Origin of the sequence: Dehalobacter sp., from assembly GCA_023667845.1 — a bacterium.
Taxonomy (GTDB): Bacteria; Bacillota; Desulfitobacteriia; order Desulfitobacteriales; family Syntrophobotulaceae; genus Dehalobacter.
Genome location: JAMPIU010000050.1, coordinates 48,875 through 64,586, shown reverse-complemented (window position 1 = coordinate 64,586; position 15,712 = coordinate 48,875). Strand labels below are relative to the sequence as shown.

The following is a 15,712-nucleotide window of genomic DNA, read 5'->3' as shown; positions in this document are numbered from 1 at the left end:
TCCATCCTTTACCAAATATAGCAGATAACTTCTCCACCCAAACCTTCACTGCGTGCTTGTCTGTCAGGCATGATGCCTTTGGAGGTAGATATCACAGCAACGCCCAAGCCTCCTAAAACCTTAGGAATCTGGTCTTTTTTTGCATAAACTCTTAAACCGGGACGACTGATACGTTTCAAACCGGTAATGACTCTTTCCCGGTTAGGGCCGTACTTGAGGTATAATCTCAAGACCCCCTGTTTATTGTCGTCAATATATTCATAATCCTTGATAAAGCCTTCCTGTTTCAGCAGTTCGGCCAGAGCCTTCTTGATGCTTGAAGCAGGAATTTCTACTTTATCGTGGTAAACCATCCCGGCATTCCGGATCCGTGTCAGGAAATCGGCAATAGGATCTGATGTTGTTGACACTTTTATTTCCCCCTTTCTCCAATAATGCTTACCAACTAGCCTTCGTTACACCAGGCAGTTCGCCTTTATAAGCCAGTTCTCTGAAGCATATCCTGCATATTCCAAATTTCCTCATATAAGCATGCGGGCGGCCACATATTTTGCAGCGGTTATGCACACGTACAGAATATTTTGGTTGGTGACGAACAATCATCGACGTCTTGGCCATATCTTAAGCCTCCTTCATATCTAGTCCTTAAACGGCATTCTGAATGCTTTAAGCAGCTCTTTTGCTTCTTCATCCGTATTGGCCGTTGTTACAAAGACGATATCCATACCTCTAATTTTATCAATTTTGTCAAAGTTAATTTCCGGGAAAATGAGCTGCTCTTTAATGCCGAGGGTATAATTGCCTCTGCCGTCAAATGCCTTGGCGGATACTCCCTGAAAATCTCTGACACGAGGAAGCGCTACGTTCAGCAGCCTGTCAACAAACTCATACATCCGGTCACCTCTTAAAGTAACCTTCACGCCAATCGGCATGCCTGCACGAAGCTTAAATGCTGCGATCGACTTCTTCGCCCGTGTTACGACCGGTTTCTGACCCGTAATCGTCATGAGATCATCTACAGCGGAATCAATGGCTTTCGGATTTTGAATTGCTTCTCCCAAACCTATATTGATAACCACTTTTTCCAAACGCGGTGTTTGCATAATATTCTTATAATCAAATTTTTTCTGCAGAGCCGGGGTTATCTCATTTTTATAATAATCTCTTAAGCGAGCCACCAGAGTACCTCCCTTCCAGAATTACTTCTTATTTTCTTCCGGCAAATTGTGTCCGCAATTCTTGCAGACTCTTACTTTACCTTCTCCAGTAATCTTAACACTCTTCCTGGTGACAGAATTACATTCTGTGCAAAACAGCATCACATTGGAGCTGTGAATCGGAGCTTCTTTATCGACAATTCCACCTTGGGGCATATCTTTGGTCGGTTTCTGATGTTTCTTTACAACGTTGACCTTCTCGACCACAACTCTGCCCTTCTGGGTTAGAACTTCAAGAACCTTGCCTTTTTTTCCGGCGTCCTTGCCGGTTATCACCATGACCATATCGCCTTTTCTGACGTTTACTTTTGTTCTTTCGGCGGACATTATTTATTCACCTCCGTCCGGTTTTTTCTATAGTACTTCCGGTGCCAGCGAAACGATTTTCATGTAATCTTTTTCTCTGAGTTCACGGGCAACAGGTCCAAAAATACGCGTTCCTTTCGGACTCTTGTCATCTTTGATAATAACTGCCGCATTTTCGGAGAATCGAATATATGAACCGTCTGGTCTTTTAATTTCTTTGGTAGTACGGACAACAACAGCTTTGACAACATCACCTTTTTTGACAACGCCGCCTGGTGTTGCTTCTTTAACCGCAGCAACGATGATATCACCAATTGATGCGTAACGACGTTTAGAACCACCCAACACACGGATACATAAAAGTTTTTTTGCTCCGGTATTATCTCCCACTTTAAGGGTTGATTCAGCCTGAATCATTGGGCGGAACCTCCTTTCTTAGCTGCTTGATATTTCCTTGGCTTAGAGAATAACCGCTTTTTCAACAACTTTGACCAGTCTCCAGTTCTTTTCTTTGCTTAACGGTCTGGTCTCCATAATCAGGACGGTATCCCCTAGTTTAGCCTCGTTATTCTCATCATGCGCCTTATATTTTTTGGTAACCTTTACTGTTTTATGATAGATTGGATGTTTTTTTCTGGTTTCAATTGCAACAACAATCGTTTTATCCATTTTATCGCTGACAACTTTGCCATATTGCGTTTTGCGCATTGTTCTTTCCAATGTTTTTGCCTCCTTTCCTACCTTAAGCACGTTTGAGCTCGCGCTCACGGAGAATGGTTTTGCCTCTCGCGATCCCTTTACGGACCTCTTTGATCCGCATCGGGTTATCAAGTTGTCCGGTAGCTAATTGGAAACGCAAATTGAATAATTCCGTTTTGAGCCCGTCAATCTGTTTCAGGAGCTCTTCATCGGTCATATCAGGGAAATTCTTATTCTTCGCCATCTGCGCCACCTCCAACCTGTTCTTCAGTCTGATCCTCTTTGCGGACAAACTTGCATTTAATCGGAAGTTTATGAGCTGCGAGCCTTAACGCTTCACGGGCAACTTCCTCAGAAACACCGGCCAGTTCAAACATGACTCTGTTGGGTTTGATAACAGCAATCCAGTATTCCGGAGTACCTTTACCACTACCCATTCTGGTCTCAGCCGGTTTTGCAGTTATCGGCCTGTCAGGAAAGATATTTATCCATACTTTACCGCCACGCTTAATGTAACGGGTCATTGCAATACGAGCTGCCTCAATCTGCCGGTTGGTAACCCAGGCATTCTCGAGCGCCATAAGTCCATATTCACCGTAAACTACTTTAGTACCTCTCTGAGCCTTTCCTTTAAGGCTCGGACGATGTTGTTTACGATGCTTCACCCTGGTTGGTACTAACATTTTATAATCCTCCTTCCTCCTGAACGGACTTCTTAGTCGGAAGAACTTCTCCACGGTAAATCCATACTTTTACGCCGATTTTGCCATACGTTGTATTGGCTTCGGAAAATCCGTAGTCAATGTCTGCGCGCAGCGTATGAAGAGGAACTTTTCCCTCGTTATACCATTCTGTACGGGCAATTTCAGCTCCACCCAGACGTCCGCTGCATGAAATCTTGATCCCTTGAGCGCCTGCACGCATGGTGCGGCCTACGGTCTGTTTCATCGCTCTCCGGAAGGAAATACGTTTTTCAAGTTGCTGAGCGACACTGTCAGCCACCAGCTTGGCATCCAGTTCAGGCTTTTTAATTTCAACAATATTAACTGCAACCTGTTTGCCGGTCATTGTTTCTAATGCCTTGCGCAGGTTCTCGACTTCAGCGCCACCGCGGCCAATTACGATCCCGGGTTTTGCGGCATGAACAGATACTTTGACCCGGTTTGCAGCGCGCTCTATTTCAACTTTAGGAACTCCGGCTTGTTGGAGTTTGTTGGTTACAAATTTACGGATTTTTAAGTCTTCGTGGAGGAGCTCCCTGTAGTTCTTATCAGCATACCAACGGCCTTCCCACGAACGGATAATGCCAATACGAAGACCTTTGGGGTTAACTTTTTGACCCATGCTTTGCCTATTCCTCCTTCTTATCCCCGACGACAACGGTAATGTGACTGGTCCGTTTGCGGATCCTGTCAGCTCTTCCTTGCGCCCGAGGCATGATACGCTTTAAGGTTGGTCCTTGATCAACGAATACTTTGGTAACATACAGATCATCCGGACTCATTTCCAGGTTGTGTTCCGCGTTTGCTACTGCTGACTTCAGCACCTTGCCAACCGGTTCAGCAGATATATTCGGCGTAAATTTCAAGATCGCCATCGCTTCTTCAACTTTCTTACCGCGAATCAGATCTACAACCAGGCGCACCTTGCGAGGAGAGATACGGATAAATTTAGCAACTGCTTTTGTTTCCATTTTTCTTTACCTCCTCTCAACTAGCGTAAGCCGCTCGATTTTTCACTTCCGGCATGTCCTTTGAAAGTCCGGGTCAGTGCAAATTCACCAAGTTTATGCCCAACCATATCTTCTGTAATATAAACAGGTACATGCTTGCGTCCGTCATGGACGGCAATCGTATGACCAATCATCTGCGGGAAAATGGTGGATCGTCTGGACCAAGTCTTCAATACTCTCTTCTCGCCGTTTTTATTCATATCTTCCACCCGTTCTAACAAACGAGCGCTGACATAAGGTCCCTTTTTTAGAGATCTGCCCATTATGAGGTCTCCTTTCGCTTACTTCTTATCTCTACGCTTGACAATGAACTTATTGCTTTGGTTCTTCTTTTTCCTGGTCTTGGCGCCAAGGGCGGGTTTACCCCAAGGCGTGACAGGATTACGTCCAATCGGGTTACGTCCTTCACCACCGCCGTGGGGGTGATCACATGGGTTCATGACTGAACCACGGACTGTCGGACGAATCCCAAGCCAACGGGATCTTCCGGCTTTACCGATCGTCACGTTTTCATAATCCAAGTTCCCGACCTGGCCAATCGTGGCCCGGCACTCGATGTGGATCATTCTCATTTCTCCCGACGGGAGTCTGAGTGTTGCATAACTGCCTTCTTTGGCCATCAACTGAGCTGATCCACCAGCTGAACGGACTAACTGGCCGCCTTTGCCGGGTTTCATCTCAATATTATGAATCAGTGTTCCGACCGGAATATTCTTAAGCTTTAACGTATTGCCGACTTTAATATCGGCCTGTTCGCCGCTTACAATTTCCTGGCCCACCTTAAGTCCATTGGGAGCAATAATGTAACTTTTAAAGCCGTCAGCATAGTTCAGAAGAGCGATGTTAGCAGAACGGTTCGGATCATATTCAATGCTAGCAACCTTGGCAGGAACGCCATCTTTGATTCTTTTAAAATCTATCAGACGATAACGTCTCTTATGACCGCCGCCTTGGTGACGGACTGTCAAACGTCCTGTATTATTCCTTCCAGCCTTCTTGCGCAGGGGGGCGATAAGGGAACGTTCAGGCTCATTCCTGGTAATCTCATCGAAATTCAGTACAGTCATCTGTCTGCGTCCCGGAGATGTTGGTTTGTACGATCTAATTGGCATTTTTTTCTACCTCCTTTGCCTTAAAACTACAGACCTGCAAATCCTTCAATTTTGTCGCCGGCCTTCAGGGTTACGATAGCTTTCTTCCTGGTAGGTGTCATGCCCGAATAACGGCCCTGGCGTTTTTCTTTTCCTTTAACCTTCATGGTGCGAACGTCATCAACTTTAACTTTGAACATTTTCTCTACAGCTGATTTGATTTCAATCTTATTAGCTGCAGTGCTAACCCAGAAGGAGTATTTGTTTTCCTCTACCAATCCGACCGATTTTTCAGAAATGACCGGTCGAATCAGCACGTCACGAGCATCACGCATTGCTCAGCACCTCCTCAGTCCTCATCACAGCCGCCTTGGTAAATACCACAAAATCATATTTTAAAAGATCTATAACATTTAAGGCATCTGCTCTTGAGGTAAGCACTCCCTGAATGTTGCGCGCAGAGACCAGAACGTTATTATCGTCATTGTTCTCGACAACGAGAAGCGCTTTTTTATCAATTTTCAGAGCTTCCAGAAGTTTAACCATTTCTTTGGTTTTTGGCTGCTCAAAGCTGATTTGATCAACTACGATCAGACTGTTGTCAATCACTTTGCTGGAAAGTGCCGAGCACAGAGCCAGTCTCTTTACTTTCTTAGGAAGCTTTTTACTATAGTCTCTTGGTTTTGGTCCAAATACGATGCCGCCGCCTCTCCAGAGCGGTGAACGGATCGTGCCGGCTCTGGCCCGACCTGTTCCTTTTTGTTTCCAAGGCTTGCGACCGCCGCCTCTGACTTCACTTCGACCTAATGTAGAATGGGTGCCAACTCTGGCGTTGGCCAGCTGGGCTACAACAGCGGAATGCATAACATGGGTATTGGGCTCTATTCCAAATATCGTTTCATTTAATTCCATTTCTCCAACCGGAGATCCTTGCATATTTACAACCTGTACCTTAGGCATTGCTTTATCCTCCTTTCCTCACGGATTATTTCGCTTTAACCGATTCTTTCAGTATCAGCAGGCTTTTTTTAGCACCAGGTACGCATCCTCGAATAAGGATGTAGTTTTTATCAGTATCAACCCTTACAACTTCAAGGTTTTGAACCGTAACTCTTTCTCCGCCCATCCGTCCAGGTAAATTTCTTCCCTTGAAAACACGAGCCGGCCCTTTCGCGCCCATGGAACCTGTACGATGATGATATTTTGATCCATGACCCATGGGTCCGCGGCGGGCTCCATGACGCTTATGCATACCAGCAAAGCCCTTACCTTTGGAAGTTCCGACTACATCAACTTTGTCACCGGCTGCGAAGATATCTGCTTTGATTTCCTGACCAACTTCGAAGGAATCTGCCTCAGCAGTTCTGAATTCCTTGATGAAGCGCATGAATTTGACACCGGATTTTTTGAAATGACCTTTTTCAGGTTTAGTTGCAAGATTTTCTCTTTTCTCATCAAAACCAACCTGAATTGCATTATAACCGTCTGAAGCTTCAGTTTTTTTCTGCAGGACATAACAAGGACCGGCCTGAACAACAGTCACCGGAATCACTTTTCCATCTTCTGCAAAAATTTGGGTCATACCCACTTTTTTACCCAGAATTCCTCTAGACACGACGCCACCTCCTGTACACTTTGAAGTGCACCGTCTGAAACGGGGCACGAGAGTGTAATCAATTAATATATTATATGCGTTTAGCAACACTTACCCCAAAGGCGTTCCACACCTCCGGGTGTTTCGTGTCACAAACATATCTATTCTACCACATATTCTAAAAAAACGCCAGACTCTAATTATAATTTAATTTCGATATCTACACCGGAAGGCAGATCCAGTCTCATCAGTGCATCCACTGTTTTCGAGGTAGGATCAATAATATCGATCAATCTCTTGTGCGTTCTCATTTCAAACTGTTCACGGGAATCCTTGTTGACATGCGGAGAACGTAAAATAGTGTAAATACTCTTTTCGGTCGGAAGGGGTATTGGCCCATTGACGCTCGCACCGGTTCTTTTCGCGGTATCAACAATTCTTTCTGCCGACTGATCAAGCGTTTTGTGGTCAAAGGCCTTCAGCCGAATTCTAATCTTTTGGTTCATTTCTTTACCTCCTAAATATATCGCCTGTTAAACAGGACTATTGGCGCAAAAATTCCCTGCCTTACGGCGGAGTCACCGAAGACAGCAACCTTTTGCGTAGAGAGCATCAGGGAAGCTGTGCAGACAATCTCTGGCAGCTTCCCTTAATATCAGCAGCTAATTATTCGACAACTTTGGCTACAACGCCGGACCCAACAGTACGTCCGCCTTCACGGATAGCGAAGCGGAGTCCCTCTTCCATAGCAATGGGGGTGATCAATTCGCACTCGATGGATACGCGGTCACCAGGCATAATCATTTCTGTGCCTTCTGGGAGTTTGATTACACCAGTAACGTCGGTTGTTCTGAAGTAGAATTGAGGACGGTAGTTGTTGAAGAACGGCGTATGACGTCCGCCTTCTTCTTTACTCAGAATGTAAACTTCACCGCTAAACTTCGTATGCGGTTTAATACTTCCTGGTTTAGCCAGAACCTGTCCGCGCTCAATGTCTTTGCGCTCAACACCACGCAGCAGAGCGCCGATATTGTCACCGGCCTGAGCCTGATCGAGCAGTTTACGGAACATTTCAACGCCTGTGCAAACACTCTTACGCGGTTTTTCAGAAAGACCAACGATTTCAATTTCATCGCCGACTTTAAGGACACCACGCTCTACACGGCCGGTAGCAACAGTACCACGACCAGTGATCGTGAAGACATCTTCTACAGGCATCAGGAACGGTTTGTCTACAGCACGTTCCGGTTGAGGAATATAGCTGTCAACAGCATCCATCAGATTCCAGATTTTGCCGCACCATTCGCAGTCTCTCTGTCCGCATCCGCACTCCAGAGCTTTGAGTCCGGAACCGGGAATAACAGGGATATCATCGCCGGGAAATTCATATTCACTTAACAGCTCACGAACTTCCATTTCAACCAGTTCGAGAAGTTCAGGATCATCAACCATGTCAACTTTGTTCAGCCATACAACGATGTAAGGCACACCTACCTGACGGGCAAGAAGGATGTGTTCACGCGTCTGAGGCATCGGGCCGTCAGCAGCGGATACAACCAGGATGGCACCGTCCATCTGAGCAGCACCGGTGATCATGTTTTTAACATAGTCAGCATGGCCCGGGCAGTCAACGTGCGCATAGTGACGGTTTGCCGTTTCATACTCAACGTGAGCGGTAGAAATCGTAATCCCGCGTTCACGCTCTTCAGGCGCTTTGTCGATCTGATCAAATGCAGTTGCTACAGCACCGCCGACCTTGGACAAAACGAATGTAATCGCAGCAGTCGTTGTTGTTTTACCATGGTCAACGTGGCCAATTGTGCCTACGTTAACGTGCGGTTTGGAACGGTCAAATTTTTGTTTACCCATTGAAGTTTCACTCCTTAAAAAAAATTTAAAATTGATATGATTTGCAGCTAATTTCTATATTAAGCCCCCTGCCTCTTGGCAATGATGCCTTCGGCAATATTCTTGGGCACTTCCTCATAGTGGTCAGTCTGCATGCTATATACACCCCTACCTTGGGTGCGGGAACGGAGTTCCGTTGAATAACCAAACATTTCCGAGAGAGGTACGAAACCGCGAATAATCTGGGCGCCCGAACGGGTTTCCATTCCTTCGATTCTTCCTCTTCTCGAGTTAAGGTCACCAATGACGTCTCCCATATATTCTTCAGGAACCGTTACTTCAACTCTCATCATAGGTTCAAGAATTGCCGGATCTGCCTTCATTGCCGCAGCTTTAAATGCCATAGAACCAGCTATTTTGAAAGCCATTTCCGAAGAGTCTACATCATGGTATGAGCCATCAACTACCGTAGCCTTAACATCCAAAACTGGATAACCCGCGAGAATTCCATTTTGTAATGCTTCCTCAATACCCGCTCCAATTGGATTGATGTATTCTTTAGGAATAGATCCTCCAACGATTTTGCTTTCGAAAACAAAACCTGAACCAGGTTCAAGAGGTTGGAATTCCACCCAGCAATGTCCATACTGTCCACGTCCGCCGGACTGTCTTACATATTTACCTTCAGCTTTGACAGTCTTACGGATCGTTTCTTTATAGGCAACCTGCGGACGACCAACATTACAATCGACTTTAAATTCTCTCATCAGTCTATCTACGATAATCTCCAGATGAAGTTCTCCCATACCAGAAATAATTGTCTGTCCAGTCTCTTCGTCTGTGCGCATTTTGAAAGTAGGATCTTCTTCAGCGAGCTTCGCAAGCGAACCACCAAGTCTCTCCTGGTCGGCTTTCGTTTTCGGCTCAATCGAGATATGGATAACGGGTTCGGGGAATACCATCGCTTCAAGAATAATTGGATTTTTCTCATCACACAGGGAATCTCCGGTACTGACATCTTTAATTCCGACAGCTGCTGCAATATCTCCAGCGCGGACTTCATCAACATCCTCCCGGTGATTGGCGTGCATTCTCAGAATTCGGCCAATTCTTTCCTTCTTACCCTTCGTCGAGTTCGTGATATAAGAACCCGCGCTGAGCGTTCCGGAATAAACGCGGAAGAACGTCAATTTTCCGACATAAGGATCCGACATAATTTTAAATGCCAATGCTGAAAAAGGTGCGTTATCATCGGAATGACGCACGTCTTCCTCACCGGTATCCGGATCGACACCTTTAATAGCAGGCACATCGAGTGGTGACGGCATATAATCGACAACAGCGTCAAGCAAAGGTTGAACCCCTTTGTTCTTGAAAGATGATCCGCATAAAACCGGGATAAATTTCAATCCAATTGTACCTATGCGAATTGCGTTCTTAATTTCTTGTTCAGTAATATCTCCGCCCTCAAGATACTTTAACATCAATTCTTCATCGACATCGGAAACCGCTTCCAGTAATTTTTCACGGTACTCCATTGCCAGTGAAACCATGTCTTCAGGGATTTCGGATACATCACTTGCTGTCCCGAGGTCATCCGTGTACACCGTTGCTTTCATGGTAACCAAATCAACAAATCCGCTAAATTTATCTTCAGTTCCAATCGGAAGCTGAATAGGAACAGGATTTGATCCCAGGCGGTCAACAATCATGGAAACTCCACGGAAAAAATCCGCACCGACTCTGTCCATCTTATTTATATAAGCGATACGAGGTACACCGTATTTGTCGGCCTGGCGCCAAACTGTTTCCGACTGAGGCTCAACACCGCCAACTGAACAGAACACCGCTACAGCGCCGTCCAGTACACGCAGAGAGCGCTCGACCTCAACGGTAAAATCAACGTGCCCGGGTGTGTCGATGATATTAACATTGTGCCCTTTCCATTGACAGGTGGTAGCTGCAGAAGTAATGGTAATCCCACGCTCCTGCTCCTGAACCATCCAATCCATCGTGGCAGCACCATCATGCACTTCACCGATTTTATGAACACGGCCAGTGTAAAATAAGATGCGCTCTGTGGTTGTGGTCTTTCCAGCATCAATATGCGCCATGATGCCGATATTCCGAGTTTTCTCCAAGGGAACTTGCCTTGCCACTTATTATCAGCCTTTCTATCCAGATAAATAAACTCTAAAGTAACCCCAAGCTAATCATTGTGATTACCAGCGATAATGGGCAAAAGCCTTGTTTGCTTCGGCCATTTTATGGGTATCTTCTTTTTTCTTATAAGAACCGCCAGTATTGTTGGCAGCATCCATTAGCTCTCCGGCCAGTTTTTCCTGCATGGTTTTTTCTCCCCTTTTACGGGCATACTCAACCAGCCAGCGCAGGCCTAGGGTCAGACGACGGTCCACACGTACTTCGATCGGCACCTGATAGTTGGCACCACCGACTCTGCGTGCTTTGACTTCTAATACAGGCATAACATTTTTTAATGCTGTCTCAAATACTTCGATCGGATCTTTACCGGTCTTATCTTGAATAATCTGAAAGGCATTATAGCAATTCGATTCAGCAACACCTTTTTTGCCGTCAAGCATAATCTGGTTAATAAATTTTGTAACGGTCTTATTCTTATAGATTGGATCCGGCAGGATCTCTCTTTTCGCAATATAACCTTTTCTGGGCAACTGTATTCCTCCTTTCTAAAAACACTGCAATAAAATAGAGTGCAGCCAAAATATAACATATTTTAGGCTACGATACTTATACATTATTTTTTCTTAGGTCTCTTGGCCCCATACTTGGAACGAGCCTGACTACGGTTTTGAACACCGGTTGTATCCAATGCCCCACGAACGATATGATAACGTACGCCCGGAAGATCCTTAACACGGCCTCCACGAACCAGAACTACGGAGTGTTCCTGAAGGTTATGGCCGATTCCAGGAATATACGTGGTTATTTCAATGCCATTGGTCAGGCGGACACGGGCTACCTTTCTCAGAGCAGAATTCGGTTTTTTAGGTGTTGTGGTATACACTCTCGTACATACCCCTCTCTTTTGCGGAGAACCACCCGAAGGAAAATCCTTGCGTTTCAGTGAATTATGTCCCCATTGCAGAGCAGGAGCGGTCGATTTTGCAATAACCTTTTCTCTCCCTTTGCGGATAAGCTGATGAATTGTCGGCATAACTGCACCTCCTTCCTGTAATAATTATTCTACAAAAATCAGATGGTTTTTGGCAACCAAGAAAGCTGTTTATAGGAACCCTAGTCATTCAGAATGGCTGCGACTGCAGCACCCACTTTAATACCACAGGCTTTACCCAATTCAGTCATCGTAGGAACTTCCTTGATTTCAATTTGTCTGACAGCACACATCTCCAGGATCGGGCGAAGAAGCTTTTTATCTGCATCCTTGGCAAGATAAATACTGCCGACTTCACCTTTCTCCAGCGCCCGGCTGGTTTGTTTAAGACCAACCACAACTCTTTGCGTTTTTTTTATAGATTCATCAAGCATTTTAAAATGCTCTCCTCCCCTATCCTAAAATCAGACTATATTATTTTAGCAGTCACCTATATTCGTGTCAAGAATACAATTATGCTAGTACCTTGTCAACTCTGAAATTGTAATATAATGGTGAGCAGATTTTTTGTAAGACAAGACGGAGGATTGAGGCATACTAGCGTATGCCGATTGACGACAACGCAGTATTACAAGAAATCTGCCGCCAGGATATACAAGATTTAGGGTTGACATGGTACTACACTTCAGTCCTGGACTGAAGGGCCCCGCTGTCTGTGACCTTCAGGGTGCGGTATTTGGACATCCCGGTACCGGCAGGGATTAGTTTTCCGATGATGACATTCTCTTTCAGGCCAATCAACGGATCGACTTTTCCTTTAATAGCAGCTTCCGTGAGTACTCTGGTTGTCTCCTGGAAGGATGCTGCCGAGAGGAAGGAATCGGTAGCGAGAGAAGCCTTGGTAATTCCGAGCAGAACCGGACGGCATTCAGCAGGTTCTCCGCCTTCCTGCAAGACTTTCGCGTTTTCCTCCTCAAACTCGAAGATATCGATCAGTCCGCCGGGTAGAAGGCTGGTGTCTCCGGCTTCTTCTATCTTAACTTTTCTGAGCATCTGCCGGACCATCACCTCGATATGCTTGTCATTGATATCAACGCCCTGCAGACGGTATACCCGCTGCACTTCTCCGAGCAGATAGACCTGTACACCGATTATTCCCTTGATCTTCAGCGTATCATGAGGGTTAATGCTGCCTTCGGTCAATTCGTCACCAGGGGAAATGACCTGGCCATTCTTGACTTTGAGGCGGGAACCAAACGGTATGGTATAGATTCCTTGTTCCCCGGTTTCGCTCGTGACTTCCACTTCTCTGCGGCCTTTGACTTCTCTGATCGTAATCGTGCCACTGATTTCGGAGATAATCGCCTGGCCTTTGGGCTTGCGTGCTTCAAACAGTTCCTCTACCCTCGGCAGACCCTGAGTAATGTCGTCTCCAGCAACACCACCGGTGTGGAAAGTACGCATCGTAAGCTGGGTTCCAGGTTCACCGATAGATTGGGCAGCGATAATGCCGACTGCTTCGCCGATTTCAACCTGACGTCCGGTGGCAAGGTTTCTGCCGTAGCATTTCTTGCAAACGCCGTAACGGGTCTTACAGTTCAGCACGGACCTTATCTCAACTTTGTCATAAACATCAGCAATCGCTTTAGCTTGTTCTTCACTGATTTCGTAATCGGGAGAAGCCAGCAGTTCGCCTGTTTCAGGATGACGGATCTCTCTTACCAGGAAGCGTCCTACCAGACGTTCTTCCAGTTTTTCGATCATTTCACTGCCTTCCTTGATGTCTTCGACCATAATGCCTTTATCGGAGCCGCAATCATCCTCCCGGACAATGACATCCTGGGATACATCGACGAGTCTGCGGGTCAGATACCCGGAGTCGGCAGTTCTGAGTGCGGTGTCGGCCAAACCTTTACGCGCACCGTGCGAAGAGATAAAGTATTCCAACACAGTCAGGCCTTCACGGAAGTTGGCTTTAATAGGCAGTTCAATCGTTCGGCCTGACGGGTCTGCCATCAGTCCGCGCATCCCTGCCAGCTGACGCAGCTGCTGAATATTACCACGCGCTCCGGAATTGGCCATCATATAAACCGGATTAAACTTATCCAGTGATTCCATCAAAGCTTTCGTTACGGAATCATTGGCTTTAGTCCAGATTTCGATAACAAGGATCTTGCGCTCCTCATCGGTAATAAGACCTCGTCGGTACTGCTGTTCGGTCTTGGCAACAGCAATATCCGCCTCGGCCAGAATCGTTCTCTTGACTTCGGGAACCTGGATATCGTCAATACCGACCGTGACTCCGGCTCGTGTCGAAAACTTAAAGCCTAGATTTTTTATTCCGTCCAGCAATAAGGCTGTCTTCTCGTAACCACAAAAACGGTAAGTCTTGGCAACAATTTTATCTAAAGACTTCTTAGTGACCATTTCGTTTATATAACCGGCTTCTTCAGGAATAACGGTATTGAAAATGAGTCTTCCTGTCGTTGTCTCCAGAAGTTCTCCATCCTTGCGCACCTTGATCAAGGCTTGAAGATGGACAGCTTTGGAATTGTACGCCAGAACCGCTTCATCCAGATCCTTGAAGATCTTGCCTTCCCCAAGGGCTCCAGGTCTTTCCATTGTCAGATAGTAGCAGCCCAGAACCATATCTTTGGTTGGTGAAGCTACCGGGCGTCCGTCTTTCGGGTTCAGGATATTGTGCGCAGACAGCATCAGCAGCCGAGCTTCAGACTGGGCCTCAGCGGAAAGCGGCACGTGAACCGCCATCTGGTCCCCATCGAAGTCAGCATTGTAAGCCGTACAAACGAGCGGGTGAATCTGCAGAGCCTTACCTTCGACAAGGATAGGCTCAAAAGCCTGAATTCCAAGTCTGTGCAGCGTTGGGGCACGGTTCAGGAGCACTGGATGCTCAGCAATGACTTTTTCCAGGACATCCCATACTTCCGGTCTTACCCTTTCCACCATTCGCTTGGCGCTTTTAATATTATGAGCATAACCCTCATTAACTAAGTTTTTCATCACGAAAGGCTTAAACAGCTCAATCGCCATCTCTTTCGGCAACCCGCACTGGGAAAGCTTCAGTGTCGGCCCTACAACGATAACAGAACGACCGGAATAGTCAACACGTTTTCCTAAAAGGTTCTGACGGAATCTTCCCTGCTTACCTTTCAGCATATCACTTAACGATTTTAGCGGCCTGTTGCCGGGTCCGGTAACAGGCCGTCCGCGACGGCCATTGTCAATCAGTGCGTCAACAGCTTCTTGAAGCATTCTTTTTTCGTTCCGGACAATAATATCCGGAGCGCCAAGGTCAAGAAGCTTTTTCAGCCTGTTATTTCTATTAATAACCCTGCGGTACAGATCATTCAGGTCGGAGGTTGCAAACCTTCCGCCGTCCAGCTGAACCATCGGCCGCAGTTCTGGTGGAATAACCGGGATCGCATCAAGAACCATCCATTCCGGACTGTTTCCGGACTGTTTAAATGCTTCGACAACCTCCAGACGTCTGATCGCCCTGATTTTTCGCTGACCGGACACTTCCTTAAGCTCGGTGCGAAGTTCTTCGTTCAGTTTATCTAGATCAATCTCGGCCAATAACGCCTTGATGGCCTCAGCACCCATCTCTGCCTTGAAGCCACTGCCGTATTTTTCCCTGGCCTCCCGGTATTCTGTCTCGGTAAGAAGCTGTTTTTTCATCAGGGAGGTATCCTTTGGATCAACAACGATATACGCGACAAAATATAGAACTTTTTCCAGGGAACGCGGTGACATGTCCAGCAGAAGCCCCATTCTGCTCGGAATCCCTTTGAAGTACCAGATATGGGAAACCGGCGCAGCCAGCTCAATATGTCCCATTCTCTCGCGGCGGACTTTAGACCTCGTTACTTCAACACCGCATCGGTCACAAATAATGCCTTTATAACGGACTCTCTTATATTTACCGCAGTGGCACTCCCAGTCACGGGTAGGGCCAAATATTTTTTCACAGAAAAGACCTTCTCTTTCGGGCTTTAAGGTGCGGTAATTAATGGTTTCAGGTTTTTTTACTTCCCCATAGGACCATTTGCGGATCATCTCCGGAGAAGCCAACCCGATACGCATCCTCTCAAAATTATTCACATCAAGCAC

Annotated in this window: 22 protein-coding genes; all 22 read right to left on the bottom strand. The window is 46.3% G+C overall.

The features are described 5' to 3' along the window. Positions 1-8: 8 nt before the first annotated feature. Positions 9-353 carry a 30S ribosomal protein S8 gene (gene rpsH, locus NC238_02545; GenBank protein MCM1564834.1) on the bottom strand — a complete coding sequence of 115 codons (345 nt, stop codon included), beginning with the start codon at positions 351-353 and terminating at the stop codon, positions 9-11. 85 nt (positions 354-438) lie between these two features. After that, the gene (locus tag NC238_02540) at positions 439-618 is read right to left on the bottom strand and encodes a type Z 30S ribosomal protein S14 (GenBank protein MCM1564833.1); all 180 of its coding nucleotides are present in this window, start codon (positions 616-618) and stop codon (positions 439-441) included. A gap of 20 nt (positions 619-638) precedes the next feature. Then, positions 639-1,178 (bottom strand): 50S ribosomal protein L5, encoded by a 540-nt coding sequence (gene rplE / locus NC238_02535; protein ID MCM1564832.1) that lies wholly within the window; start codon positions 1,176-1,178, stop codon positions 639-641. A gap of 21 nt (positions 1,179-1,199) precedes the next feature. Then, positions 1,200-1,544: a 50S ribosomal protein L24 gene (gene rplX / locus NC238_02530; protein MCM1564831.1), complete on the bottom strand. Its 345-nt coding sequence runs from the start codon at positions 1,542-1,544 to the stop codon at positions 1,200-1,202. 27 nt (positions 1,545-1,571) lie between these two features. Then, positions 1,572-1,940, bottom strand: coding sequence for a 50S ribosomal protein L14 (gene rplN / locus NC238_02525; GenBank protein MCM1564830.1), 369 nt, complete (start codon positions 1,938-1,940; stop codon positions 1,572-1,574). Positions 1,941-1,982: 42 nt separating this feature from the next. Beyond that, complete coding sequence (gene rpsQ / locus NC238_02520; protein MCM1564829.1) at positions 1,983-2,243, bottom strand: 30S ribosomal protein S17; 261 nt, start codon at positions 2,241-2,243, stop codon at positions 1,983-1,985. Between the two features lie 22 nt (positions 2,244-2,265). Next, positions 2,266-2,466, bottom strand: coding sequence for a 50S ribosomal protein L29 (rpmC, locus tag NC238_02515; GenBank protein MCM1564828.1), 201 nt, complete (start codon positions 2,464-2,466; stop codon positions 2,266-2,268). Continuing rightward, the gene (gene rplP, locus NC238_02510) at positions 2,453-2,905 is read right to left on the bottom strand and encodes a 50S ribosomal protein L16 (GenBank protein MCM1564827.1); all 453 of its coding nucleotides are present in this window, start codon (positions 2,903-2,905) and stop codon (positions 2,453-2,455) included. Before rplP ends, rpmC begins: the two co-directional genes overlap by 14 nt. Position 2,906: 1 nt before the next feature. Next, positions 2,907-3,566 carry a 30S ribosomal protein S3 gene (gene rpsC, locus NC238_02505; GenBank protein ID MCM1564826.1) on the bottom strand — a complete coding sequence of 220 codons (660 nt, stop codon included), beginning with the start codon at positions 3,564-3,566 and terminating at the stop codon, positions 2,907-2,909. A gap of 7 nt (positions 3,567-3,573) precedes the next feature. Further along, on the bottom strand, positions 3,574-3,915 hold the full coding sequence (gene rplV, locus NC238_02500) for a 50S ribosomal protein L22 (protein MCM1564825.1): 342 nt from the start codon (positions 3,913-3,915) through the stop codon (positions 3,574-3,576). A gap of 20 nt (positions 3,916-3,935) precedes the next feature. Next, complete coding sequence (gene rpsS, locus NC238_02495; protein MCM1564824.1) at positions 3,936-4,217, bottom strand: 30S ribosomal protein S19; 282 nt, start codon at positions 4,215-4,217, stop codon at positions 3,936-3,938. 18 nt (positions 4,218-4,235) lie between these two features. Continuing rightward, the gene (gene rplB / locus NC238_02490) at positions 4,236-5,066 is read right to left on the bottom strand and encodes a 50S ribosomal protein L2 (protein MCM1564823.1); all 831 of its coding nucleotides are present in this window, start codon (positions 5,064-5,066) and stop codon (positions 4,236-4,238) included. A gap of 26 nt (positions 5,067-5,092) precedes the next feature. After that, the gene (gene rplW, locus NC238_02485; protein ID MCM1564822.1) at positions 5,093-5,380 is read right to left on the bottom strand and encodes a 50S ribosomal protein L23; all 288 of its coding nucleotides are present in this window, start codon (positions 5,378-5,380) and stop codon (positions 5,093-5,095) included. Continuing rightward, a complete protein-coding gene (gene rplD, locus NC238_02480; protein MCM1564821.1) occupies positions 5,373-6,005 on the bottom strand; it encodes a 50S ribosomal protein L4 in 633 nt (210 codons plus the stop codon). The genes rplW and rplD overlap by 8 nt, the downstream gene beginning before the upstream one ends. A 25-nt stretch (positions 6,006-6,030) precedes the next feature. Beyond that, positions 6,031-6,660: a 50S ribosomal protein L3 gene (rplC, locus tag NC238_02475; GenBank protein ID MCM1564820.1), complete on the bottom strand. Its 630-nt coding sequence runs from the start codon at positions 6,658-6,660 to the stop codon at positions 6,031-6,033. Positions 6,661-6,839: 179 nt separating this feature from the next. Next, positions 6,840-7,145 carry a 30S ribosomal protein S10 gene (rpsJ, locus tag NC238_02470; GenBank protein MCM1564819.1) on the bottom strand — a complete coding sequence of 102 codons (306 nt, stop codon included), beginning with the start codon at positions 7,143-7,145 and terminating at the stop codon, positions 6,840-6,842. Positions 7,146-7,305: 160 nt separating this feature from the next. Continuing rightward, entirely contained in the window at positions 7,306-8,508 is a 1,203-nt protein-coding gene (gene tuf / locus NC238_02465; GenBank protein MCM1564818.1) for an elongation factor Tu, read from the bottom strand. Positions 8,509-8,567: 59 nt separating this feature from the next. After that, the gene (fusA, locus tag NC238_02460) at positions 8,568-10,646 is read right to left on the bottom strand and encodes an elongation factor G (GenBank protein ID MCM1564817.1); all 2,079 of its coding nucleotides are present in this window, start codon (positions 10,644-10,646) and stop codon (positions 8,568-8,570) included. A gap of 63 nt (positions 10,647-10,709) precedes the next feature. Then, positions 10,710-11,180, bottom strand: a complete 471-nt coding sequence (rpsG, locus tag NC238_02455; protein ID MCM1564816.1) for a 30S ribosomal protein S7 — start codon at positions 11,178-11,180, stop codon at positions 10,710-10,712. Positions 11,181-11,263: 83 nt separating this feature from the next. Further along, positions 11,264-11,683, bottom strand: coding sequence for a 30S ribosomal protein S12 (gene rpsL / locus NC238_02450; GenBank protein ID MCM1564815.1), 420 nt, complete (start codon positions 11,681-11,683; stop codon positions 11,264-11,266). Positions 11,684-11,763: 80 nt separating this feature from the next. Then, positions 11,764-12,015 (bottom strand): ribosomal L7Ae/L30e/S12e/Gadd45 family protein, encoded by a 252-nt coding sequence (locus tag NC238_02445; GenBank protein ID MCM1564814.1) that lies wholly within the window; start codon positions 12,013-12,015, stop codon positions 11,764-11,766. Positions 12,016-12,259: 244 nt separating this feature from the next. Then, on the bottom strand, positions 12,260-15,685 hold the full coding sequence (gene rpoC / locus NC238_02440; protein ID MCM1564813.1) for a DNA-directed RNA polymerase subunit beta': 3,426 nt from the start codon (positions 15,683-15,685) through the stop codon (positions 12,260-12,262). Positions 15,686-15,712 lie beyond the last annotated feature (27 nt).

Bases quoted from the DNA above. Each gene is read 5' to 3' on its own strand.
- rpsH (MCM1564834.1), bottom strand. From the start codon at position 353: ATGGTTTACCACGATAAAGTAGAAATTCCTGCTTCAAGCATCAAGAAG.
- NC238_02540 (MCM1564833.1), bottom strand. From the start codon at position 618: ATGGCCAAGACGTCGATGATTGTTCGTCACCAACCAAAATATTCTGTA.
- rplX (MCM1564831.1), bottom strand. From the start codon at position 1,544: ATGTCCGCCGAAAGAACAAAAGTAAACGTCAGAAAAGGCGATATGGTC.
- rplN (MCM1564830.1), bottom strand. From the start codon at position 1,940: ATGATTCAGGCTGAATCAACCCTTAAAGTGGGAGATAATACCGGAGCA.
- rpmC (MCM1564828.1), bottom strand. From the start codon at position 2,466: ATGGCGAAGAATAAGAATTTCCCTGATATGACCGATGAAGAGCTCCTG.
- rplP (MCM1564827.1), bottom strand. From the start codon at position 2,905: ATGTTAGTACCAACCAGGGTGAAGCATCGTAAACAACATCGTCCGAGC.
- rpsC (MCM1564826.1), bottom strand. From the start codon at position 3,566: ATGGGTCAAAAAGTTAACCCCAAAGGTCTTCGTATTGGCATTATCCGT.
- rplV (MCM1564825.1), bottom strand. From the start codon at position 3,915: ATGGAAACAAAAGCAGTTGCTAAATTTATCCGTATCTCTCCTCGCAAG.
- rpsS (MCM1564824.1), bottom strand. From the start codon at position 4,217: ATGGGCAGATCTCTAAAAAAGGGACCTTATGTCAGCGCTCGTTTGTTA.
- rplB (MCM1564823.1), bottom strand. From the start codon at position 5,066: ATGCCAATTAGATCGTACAAACCAACATCTCCGGGACGCAGACAGATG.
- rplW (MCM1564822.1), bottom strand. From the start codon at position 5,380: ATGCGTGATGCTCGTGACGTGCTGATTCGACCGGTCATTTCTGAAAAA.
- rplD (MCM1564821.1), bottom strand. From the start codon at position 6,005: ATGCCTAAGGTACAGGTTGTAAATATGCAAGGATCTCCGGTTGGAGAA.
- rpsJ (MCM1564819.1), bottom strand. From the start codon at position 7,145: ATGAACCAAAAGATTAGAATTCGGCTGAAGGCCTTTGACCACAAAACG.
- tuf (MCM1564818.1), bottom strand. From the start codon at position 8,508: ATGGGTAAACAAAAATTTGACCGTTCCAAACCGCACGTTAACGTAGGC.
- rpsL (MCM1564815.1), bottom strand. From the start codon at position 11,683: ATGCCGACAATTCATCAGCTTATCCGCAAAGGGAGAGAAAAGGTTATT.
- NC238_02445 (MCM1564814.1), bottom strand. From the start codon at position 12,015: ATGCTTGATGAATCTATAAAAAAAACGCAAAGAGTTGTGGTTGGTCTT.
- rpoC (MCM1564813.1), bottom strand. From the start codon at position 15,685: ATGCGTATCGGGTTGGCTTCTCCGGAGATGATCCGCAAATGGTCCTAT.